This is a genomic window from Occallatibacter sp. (assembly GCF_049510455.1).
Lineage (GTDB): Bacteria > Acidobacteriota > Terriglobia > Terriglobales > Acidobacteriaceae > Telmatobacter.
The window spans coordinates 1-9408 of the sequence record NZ_JBEKYX010000130.1; the positions used below are offsets into that span (position 1 = coordinate 1).

7 protein-coding genes and 1 pseudogene are annotated in these 9408 nt (G+C 55.2%); all 8 read right to left on the minus strand.

Annotated features, from left to right (window positions below; genetic code table 11):
* Nucleotides 1–330: pseudogene (locus ABSG47_RS18775) on the minus strand (biotin/lipoyl-binding protein); the annotation flags it as partial.
* A 593-nt stretch (nucleotides 331–923) separates the two neighbouring features.
* Nucleotides 924–1556, minus strand: coding sequence for a response regulator transcription factor (locus tag ABSG47_RS18780; protein WP_424171383.1), 633 nt, complete (start codon nucleotides 1554–1556; stop codon nucleotides 924–926).
* 236 nt (nucleotides 1557–1792) lie between these two features.
* Complete coding sequence (gene cydB / locus ABSG47_RS18785) at nucleotides 1793–2839, minus strand: cytochrome d ubiquinol oxidase subunit II (protein WP_424171386.1); 1047 nt, start codon at nucleotides 2837–2839, stop codon at nucleotides 1793–1795.
* A gap of 12 nt (nucleotides 2840–2851) precedes the next feature.
* Complete coding sequence (locus ABSG47_RS18790; protein WP_424171388.1) at nucleotides 2852–4213, minus strand: cytochrome ubiquinol oxidase subunit I; 1362 nt, start codon at nucleotides 4211–4213, stop codon at nucleotides 2852–2854.
* Between the two features lie 114 nt (nucleotides 4214–4327).
* Nucleotides 4328–5788 (minus strand): CoA transferase, encoded by a 1461-nt coding sequence (locus tag ABSG47_RS18795; protein ID WP_424171391.1) that lies wholly within the window; start codon nucleotides 5786–5788, stop codon nucleotides 4328–4330.
* A 65-nt stretch (nucleotides 5789–5853) separates the two neighbouring features.
* Nucleotides 5854–6768: a 3-hydroxyacyl-CoA dehydrogenase gene (locus ABSG47_RS18800; RefSeq protein ID WP_424171394.1), complete on the minus strand. Its 915-nt coding sequence runs from the start codon at nucleotides 6766–6768 to the stop codon at nucleotides 5854–5856.
* A gap of 37 nt (nucleotides 6769–6805) precedes the next feature.
* A complete protein-coding gene (locus tag ABSG47_RS18805; protein ID WP_424171397.1) occupies nucleotides 6806–7747 on the minus strand; it encodes a 3-hydroxyacyl-CoA dehydrogenase NAD-binding domain-containing protein in 942 nt (313 codons plus the stop codon).
* A gap of 70 nt (nucleotides 7748–7817) precedes the next feature.
* A complete protein-coding gene (locus ABSG47_RS18810; protein WP_424171399.1) occupies nucleotides 7818–9119 on the minus strand; it encodes an NAD(P)/FAD-dependent oxidoreductase in 1302 nt (433 codons plus the stop codon).
* Nucleotides 9120–9408 lie beyond the last annotated feature (289 nt).

Sequence of the window (9408 nt, forward strand, 5' to 3'; positions counted from 1 at the left end):
GACAAACCGCTTTTTAGAACCCACGGTTGCGCGCGCAACATCGAGGTTGGCTTCGGCTGCCGCTACGTTGATTTGATATGGAACCGGATCGATCCGGAACAGCAGATCGCCTTTGTGTACGAGTTGATTTTCGTGGACCGCTAATTCAGTGATTCGTCCACCGACCAGCGTTGCGACATGCACGACTTCCCCGTCGATGGTTGCATCATCGGTGCTGGGCTTTGCCCTTAATGACGTCCGGCCCCAGAAGAAGGCAGCTAGAACAACAAGAAGGAGAGCAATGGCCGCGCCCAAGGGATTGCGTTTACGAATTCCGCGAGCCTCCGTCATGAGTGCACCACCCAGACCTGCCAAACGAGAAGGGCGACGAGGATACCGATCGATGAACAGACTGCTAGCTGATAGGGAATATAGTTCGAAAGTCGAGTAGTTATCATCAGACCTCGTGCAATCACCGCGGCAAGGACTGCTATGAGTCCGCACAGAAGCCACGCTGAAAAGTAGGCGCCAGCTATAGTGACCGAGGGTGCTCCAGCACAGCCGGCCAACGACAATGATCCTCCTGCCACGAACACAACCGGGACTAGTCGTGCCAGGTGGCGAGCGCAAACATTTATTGCTGTGTATGCCCTGCGGACGATCATCATTACCTTCATCGCCCTTGCCTTAGGTTGGACCGGTGTGGGCGTAATCTTCCCCAAAGAAATACTCGGATGGAAGTTCCTTGGTTCTCTGGAGCGTAAAGGAATATCACCATCTGAGAAACAGGCTTTGCGGTAGTCGTAGAACTACACTTTCGTGTAACTATCCAATGGAGTCAGACCAGAAATGAGCAGCAGAATATTTTCACCCGCGGAGCCAGGGTGGGGAATTTTTCATTGAGCTGTCGTAGTTGCGGAATCCGGGTCTATCGGTAAACCGCGTTAGCCCTTCAAGTAGCCCCGTTTTGTCGCTATTGTCACGGCATGGGTGCGATCGTTCGCTTGTAGCTTCAGCATGATATTGCGCATGTGGCCCTTGATGGTGTCTTCAGTCACTCCGAGAACATCGGCGATGACCTTGTTGGAGGTCCCATCCGCGACCAGACGGAGCACTTGAAGTTCTCTCTCTGAAAGATGATCGACAGCAAGGTGGGTGGCAATTTCATTCGCCACCTCCGATGGAACACAGCGGACTCCAGAGTGGACTGACCGAATCGTCTTGACGAGGTCTGTACGAAGAAGCCCCTTGAGCAAATATCCCATCGCCCCTAGCTTGAGCGCTCGACTCGCCTGGACGTCTCCAGAGTATGTCGTGAGCATGACGATGCGAGCCTTTGGATACTCTGCGAGGATCTTCGACATGGCTTCGATGCCGTCCATCTCGGGCATCTGCAGATCCATGAGCGTAACGTCCGGAAGGTGCTGGCGAAATGCCTTGACGGCATTCGTGCCGTTTTCAGCCTGCGCCACAAGTTCGATGTCGGACTCCTGCTGAAGAGCAAAGGCGATTCCGTCCCGCATCAGAGGATGGTCATCTACGCACATCACGGTAATCCGCTTCGGCACCATATTCATTCCTGTCGGGTCTTCCGGTATCGCCGAGCCCACCTGCAGAGTGCGCTGTTCTCCGCCAAAATATCAGTTTAGTCGATTGCCTCCTAAACACGATCGCCGCGGCGGCGGCACACCACACTCAATGACTTGGTTTGCTGATTCCCGAAAGATCTTCTCGCAACTCGCGCAACCGTGATGAACCTGTGCATCGTTCTGTCTACATGGTAGAAATGCATCTCCTCTCATGCCTGTTCGCCTCAGTGCTCGTAACCGTGATCGTCAATCGAGACCTTCCCCCGGAAGAGCCAATAGACGATGCAGAAATACGTAATTGCCAGACACATTCCCACGGACCACCAGGCCAGACCAACCCGCAACGTGTGTGGCGGTGATAGAGCCTGCTCTACCGTAAGGTCTCTCCCTTGGGTGCCAACGGCGGGAAGGATCACTGGAAACAGACCGAACGCCGCCCCGAGAAACATAGACGACAGATAACCACAAGACGCGAGAAACCCCCGAAGCTGGAAGCCCTTCGAGAGGGTCAATCGAATCGCGATCAGACAGGCAGCACCCATGAGTGGGAAAATGAACGCAATCGGATGGCGCAGGTAGTCTGTAAGCGAAGCGGGGCGAGCCAGTATGGTAGCCGGTATCCCTATCGTCGACAGGAAAAGTGTTGCGATCCAGACCCTCTTCGCGAGTTGGGTAGCACGCTCTTCTACGTCTCCATTGGTCTTCAACGCGAGGTAAAGGGACCCGTGGAGTGACAGGGCTGTCACTGCAAGGACGCCACCGAGAATCGTGTACCAGTCGAGGATGCCAGGATTGGGTCCGGTGCGGAAGTTAGTCCAGAGCGGAAGGAAGAAGTACCCGTCAGCACCTATCGGAACACCACGGACGACGTTTGCGAGAGCTGCGCCAAAGAAGACAGAAAGCAACGCGCTCGAAAAGAAAAAGATGGCCTCGAAAAACGTCCTCCAGAGAACCTCTGAAGAGTGACTTCGAAGTTCGATGCTGACACCGCGAAGAATGATTAGCCAGAGAACGATCATCAAGGGAAGATAAAACCCGCTGAACGCCGTCGCGTAGAGCGGCGGAAACGCAAAGAAGAGCGTGCCGGCGGACGCAAGCAGCCAAACTTCGTTCCCGTCCCACACGGGGCCGATGGTGCGGAGCGCCTGCGAGCGCTCCGAATCTGTCCGGGCAATCCATAAATAGATCGTGCCAACGCCGAGATCGAACCCATCGAGGACGATATACGCAGTCAACATCAGTGCGACAATCCAGAACCAGAGCGTACCCATTTGTTTTGCTCCTCACGCGGTTACGGCAGATGCCCGGTCGCTCTTTGCAACGGTTGGTCCCGACTGAACGTGGTTATAGAGAAGGATGATCCACAGAAGCGAAAGCACACTGTACATTCCCAGAAAGCCGAGCAACGAGAAGAGGCCATTGCTTGCGTTCACATGCGAGGAGTAGCCCTGGGATGTGCGGATGAGGCCATAGACAAGCCAGGGCTGGCGGCCTATCTCTGCCGTCATCCATCCTGCGGTAGTCGCGATGTAAGGCAGGGGCCAACTAAGCAGGATCGGCCAAAGCATCCATCGGCAGAAATAGAGCTTGCCGCGCCAAAGCAGGAGAGCTGATAGTCCCATCAACGCGCCAAACCACGTCCCGAGGCCGACCATGATGTGGTAACTGTAAAACAGAAGTGGAAGTGTCGTTGGCCATTGATCTTTCGGGAAATGATCGAGTCCCTGGACCTCGGCAGATGTTGTGCCATAAATGAGGAAGCTCAGAACCTTGTTAACAATCAGGGGGTTGTCGATGGTTCCGGACTCATAGTTGGGTTGACCGAAAAGCACCATCCCAGCACCTTTCTCTGTGCGGAACTGTCCTTCCATGGCCGCGATCGCCATGGGCTGATGCTTAGCCATGTACTTGCCGTGCAGATCGCCTGTTGGAAAGACTTGCAGCGTACAGGAGATGATCCCAGCAATCACTCCGACCTTCAGGAAGATGCGACCGTATGGGCCCTTTCGGTCCTGAAGCAGATAGAGCGCCCCAACAGCCGACATAAAGAAGGAAGCCGTCACCACCGCAGCACACATATTGTGTGCATACTCCAGCCACGCCCATGGATTCAGCAGCAAATCTCGGAAGCTCGTAACTTCAAAGACGCCATTGCTCAGAATGCGATAGCCAACTGGATGTTGCATGAACGCATTGGTGACGATGATGAAGAAGCCCGATATCCACGAACCGAGGAACACCAGAAACGCCGTGAGCCAATGCATGCGGCGGGACAGTCGCTTTTCGGCAAAGAGAAAGAGTCCAAGAAATGCCGACTCCAGAAAGAAAGAGAAGATGCCTTCCATGGCGAGCGGCATACCGATGACACCGCCGGTCCGGCGCGAGAATTCGGACCAGTTGGTGCCGAACTGAAATTCCATTGGAATGCCAGTAACGACGCCAAGAAGAAAGTTAACTGCGAATAGCTTTCCCCAGAAGCGAGCAGAGTTCTCGTATATCTTCGAGACCTCGGGATCGGATGCCCGTAACGCGATCGTCTTGAGGATGACAATCAGCAACGCCAGCCCCATTGTGAGCTGCGGAAATAGATAGTGGTACGTGATCGTGAAACCAAAGTGAATTCGGTGAAGCGTAAGCGCGTCCAAGGTTCCTCCTGTCGCCAGAGCTGTGGCAGCTCGAACATTTCACCGCGATGCGAATCGAGAAGCTCGTTTTATGAAGCGAGAAGCATAGAGCGGCCCGAACAGGGCCGCTTTTATTTATCGGGACAGCCACTCCGGCTTCGAGGAGCCGATCGGCGCAATGATCGGATCTGCCCAATATTCCGGCGTCTTTGACATCTCGATCTGTGAACCGATACGGGTGAATTCGCCGAATGCTGTCTGGCCCGTTTGAAGATTGGGTTTGAGCGGCTTGTGGTCCGGTCCCAGGTTATCGAGATTGAGAAGCGTTGCGTTGTCGACAAAACCGAGAGCCTGCTCAAGCATGATTGTCTGGGACAAGGTAACCGTCACTTTGTAGCTGCCGCCTTCTTTAGCTCTCCGCAGTAATGCGGCTTGTACCCCAATCGCTGCCAGGTAGCCGGTCAGAAAGTCGCAGACAACTTGCACCCCGTGCGGCAATTGGGGTTGGTCCGCAGAGCCGATGTCGCAAAGCAGACCGCAGAGGCCGGCGGCGGTGAAATCGTATCCCATCCAGTCAGCCCACGGTCCGGTGGGTGTGTTGAGTTTGATCTTGACGTAGATGATTCCAGGGCGAATGCCTGCGAGTGTTTCCGCGGAGAACCCTTGCTTATCCGCGAGATGCGGACGCAGATTCTCGACGAATACGTCGGAGTCTTTGACGAGCTCATAGATCGCCTTACGGTTGCCGTCGATCCGTGCGTCCATGTAGGCCTGGCGAATTCCGGCCTGGGTCTGCCAATACATCGTGGGCTGTTCGATCCAGTTCAGCGTATTGAGATTCAGAGCATCTGCCCCCTGCGCTGAGAGTTGACGTAGCACCGCAGGCCCCGCCACGACATGCGTCATACCGAGTGCGCGAATACCTGAGAGTGGTCGTGTGCCCGGAGGGAATGGCTCCGGATCGCTGTCTCCAATCTTCTCGATATCGATCAGGGGAGCACTTGCATGACGTTGATACTGTTCGGTAGCGCGGAATTCCTTGCTCGTTCGGCAGATGACCAACGGTACGCCTGCATCCTGGGCGGCAGCTTCCAAGTCTGCCGAATCCCACTTGCGCGTAGCGCGCTCAAGCTGCTTCGGTAACGTTCCGCTATCCAACAGTTGCATGATTCGCTGAGTGTTTGAGGCATAGAGCGAGGTGAGAATAACGAAGCGGCCATCTCGGGTCGGAAGAATATACGAGCCCAGTTCCCCGACATTGCCACCCATCATCTGCGGTGTGCCATTGACCAGGGTGTAGCCGGCAAGCAAATCCTGCCAGGGACTCTGGGTCACGTAGGCTTTTCGCAGATCGATATGGATATCCTGGCTCTCGCCGGTCCGATGTTTCCAGATGATGGCCGAGGCGATCGCGTTCGCACCACTGACGGAAGCTGAAGCGCAACCCACCTTGAGATGAGTCGGGCGAATAGGATCCATGCCCTCGAACGTGATCTGGCCGCCAAAGTCTTCGCGCTTGAGCCCAGCCTCTAGTAGGAGACCGTCGACAACATTCAGCAGGTCCTGGTGGTTATTTATAGGTTGATAGGAAAACATGATGCTCCTTTCGTGATCGTCAAGAGTGTGTAAGGGACATCAGTGGGCACCCGGCGAAGTTTGCTTCAAGCCACATAAGTGATACCGGTCAGATTTCCCTGGGCAGCCAACAGCATTTTGGGATTCGTCCCATCAAGATTCGCGCTGTACACAGACCCGGCGAGGTCGGTCACGAACATGCGCTTACCCTTTGGGTCGAGAGCCAGACCGATTCCCTCCATCAGATGGGTGATCAGGATTTGCGATTCGGTGTGGGAGTTCGCCGCTATATCCATCGAAGCGCGATTGACTGTATTGCCTCGTGGCGGGTCGCCGCGGTCAGTCCAATACAGCATCCTGCTTGATGGATCGATATCAAGGTCAATCGGCTCGGGAAGATCCTGGAACAACAGCTCGATATCGGTGCGTTTCGTGGGTTCTTCCCCCGCAGGAATCTCGATGCCAGCACGGAAGATACGCCCTTGCCCAGCATTGTCGCCGCCCTTCTGTGTCCAGTAGATCTTGCCGCCATCCGTATCGACTGCGATTCCTACGCACCACCGGGTTTGGTCATGTCTGTCGGCGTCGCTCTCTCCGGTCTGCACCAGCATCTCTATTTCTGTGCCATCGAGATTACAGCGCATGACACGCATGCCCTCGCGATCACACCAGTAGAGCTTCTGCGATTTCGCCTCGATCTGAAGCTGCTTGGGAGTAAAGGTTGAACCGGGCGGAACGATGACTGTGATGTTTTCACCGTCGAGATCGGACCGAAGGATGGAACCATCATTCGCTATGGGATTCCCCATGTTGGTCCAGTAGAGATGTCCTCGCTCGGGGTCCGCAGCGAGTCCATCCGGATGCCTTTGGCCGCCTGCGACGATGACCTTCAGATCGGAACCGTCGGGTCGAGCGGACAAAATCCGGCCTGCCCCAAGATCGAGAAAAAATATCCGCGCACCCTCTAACGCGCTCTTTGCGGTGCTTTCAATTGCAGACATAAATGCAACTCCTTTTCTGGCTTGTCAGACGGTGAGATCAGAGTCCGGCTTTGGAACGCAGCGCAAGAAGACCAAGAAGAACTTCATTCTCCTGATTTGCCAACTGATCGACGGTACGCTCGCCCACCTCACGAAGAACTCCGTCAACAACGGTTTGCTTGAGTACATCGGTGACGTCTGGAGCAGCGAGCGATCCGATCAAAGCTGTTAGCGGCGGCATGAGGTGTTCCATGTAATGGTGAATACCGCCAGGACCTCCACCAAGATGCCATTGCAGGCTCGGACCCATGACTCCCCAACGAAGTCCCGGCCCGTAGCAGATTGCAATGTCGGCATCCTCGACGCTGAGCACGCCCTGCTGAACCAGATACAAGACCTCTTTGTAGAGAGCGGCCTGGAAACGGTTCGCCACATGACCGGGTAGAGCTTTGTGCAGCCGAATGGCCTTCTTCCCTATTGATGTGTAGAACTCCATCGTTCGCTGAATGGTTTCCTCAGAGGTCTTAGCACCGCCAACTATCTCGACCAAAGGAATCACATGCGGAGGATTGAAAGGGTGACCGATCACGCAACGTTCCGGCCGCTTGCAGCCGGATTGAATGACGTCCATGGTGAGACCGGAAGAGCTGGAAGCGATGATGGAATCCGGCGGAGTGGCCTCGTCCATGTCAGCGAATAGCTTGATCTTGAAGTCCGGACGTTCAGGTCCGTTCTCCTGCACAAAATCAGCCTCGCGCAGTGCCTCCTGCATGGAGGATGTGAACTCCAACCTGTCCATCGAAGCATTTGTAGCCAGCCCATATTGAGCAAGCAGCCCCCATGCCTCTGCCACATACTTCCGAAGGGCCTCCTCCGCGTTTGGCGCAGGGTCGGTTGCGACTACATCGAATCCGCGCGAAAGGTAATAGGCCGCCCAGCTTGCTCCGATAACACCTGTACCAACAATGGCAATGCGTTGAATGGATTTGTGTGAGGACATTTCTTCTCCTTGTCTGAAGCTGCGAGTTGTGTGCGTCTCTCCGGAGACGCTGACCTGTTTGAGCGGCGCGCTATTCTACGGGTGGAGTGTTCATCCCGTTCGACCAGTCGACGTCCGGCCGATCCAGAATCGGGTCCACATGAACATGCCCGAAGTACTGCCATGCCCACTCGAGGAAGGTCTCGACTTTCGCACGGACTGTCGTCAGCAACAGGGCATGGACTCCGAGCCATGCTGCAAACGCAAGCGTTCCTGTTACCGTATACCGGCTTGAACCCACCTCAGCTACTGCTGCGTTCCTGCCGACCATCGCCATGATTCCCTTGTCGAGGTATTCAAAAGGTTTGCCGGTGTGTCCAGCCGCCGCCGCAGCTATGTTCTTTGCGCAATGACGACCAGCCTGTTGGGCAACGGAGGCTAGTTGCGGTAGTACCTCGCCGTCGGAAGTCTTGAAGTTTGCGAAATCTCCGAGCGCATACACTCCAGCAAAGCCTGCGACGCTGAGATCCAACTGGACGTCGACTCGGCCGCCACGCCCTGCCTTGATACCGAGTGAACTGGAAATGGCAGACGCCTTAAGACCTCCGGCCCAAATCATAAGCTCAGCAGGAATGTGTGTGCCGTCGGAGAGTGTGACACCGTTCTTTGTGACTTCCTTAACGGAGGTACCGAGCAACAGCTCCACTCCGCGGTCCTTGAGCTTTTCCGCTGCATACTCCTGAGAGTGTTTCCCGAATGGGCCGAGAACAGTCTTCCCCATGTCGATCAACGTCACCGAAGCATGCTTCAGATCGACATGCTTGAATGCCTGCGAGGATGTGCGTTGAAATACGTCACCAATGGCGCCGGCAATCTCGACTCCCGTAGCGCCGCCACCGATCACGACAAACCGCAGCGGGTCTGTTCTCTTGCCGGCATCCCGGTCCGCGGTTTCAAGAGCGCCCAGCAGGCGTGACCTTAGGCGCTCGGCGTCGAGCAACGAGTAGAGGGGTAAAGCATGCTCTTGAACGCCGGGGATCCCGAAGAAATTTGGCTCTGCGCCTGCAGCGAGGACGAGGAAGTCGCCCTGGTACTCATCGCCACCGGCCGAATAAGCTGTGCGCGTCGTGAGGTCGACGGACTTGATCTCGGTCATGACAACGTCGACATTTTCGTGTTCCGCTAAAACGGCTCGCAGATTGAATGCTGCGTTGTCCGGCGACAGAGTCCCTGTGGCGACTTGATATAACAACGGCTGAAACTGTTGATAATTGTTTCGATCAAGAATGGTGATTTTAAGATTCTTGTGCGCCGCTAGTTTCTGTGCGCAGTTGAGTCCGGCGAACCCACCGCCGACGATGACAACGCGTTTGATATCGTCTGAGTTCAACATGCTTGCTCCCTCACTTGTTCAGTAAGCAAGCCAATTGTGCTCTATTCATCTCCTTTTTCAACGCCGCTGTAGATGGGTTTTCGAACTACACTTTCGTGTATGCGCACTGCTGCGTCCTCGCCGGAATGCGCGGGTAGCTCATCTTTTCACGCAATTATCAATGATTGGTAAGCGTGGAAGATTGGCCGTCTGGACAGGGTCGGATGGTTATGGGGTGCTGAGTGACCGGTTGTGTCCACGTATTTCGGAGATGGACACAACTGGTTGTGTGGATGCGAGCAGCTTATCG

Bases quoted from the DNA above. Each gene is read 5' to 3' on its own strand.
- cydB (WP_424171386.1), bottom strand. From the start codon at position 2,839: ATGGGTACGCTCTGGTTCTGGATTGTCGCACTGATGTTGACTGCGTAT.
- ABSG47_RS18810 (WP_424171399.1), bottom strand. From the start codon at position 9,119: ATGTTGAACTCAGACGATATCAAACGCGTTGTCATCGTCGGCGGTGGG.
- ABSG47_RS18800 (WP_424171394.1), bottom strand. From the start codon at position 6,768: ATGTCTGCAATTGAAAGCACCGCAAAGAGCGCGTTAGAGGGTGCGCGG.
- ABSG47_RS18805 (WP_424171397.1), bottom strand. From the start codon at position 7,747: ATGTCCTCACACAAATCCATTCAACGCATTGCCATTGTTGGTACAGGT.
- ABSG47_RS18780 (WP_424171383.1), bottom strand. From the start codon at position 1,556: ATGAATATGGTGCCGAAGCGGATTACCGTGATGTGCGTAGATGACCAT.
- ABSG47_RS18795 (WP_424171391.1), bottom strand. From the start codon at position 5,788: ATGTTTTCCTATCAACCTATAAATAACCACCAGGACCTGCTGAATGTT.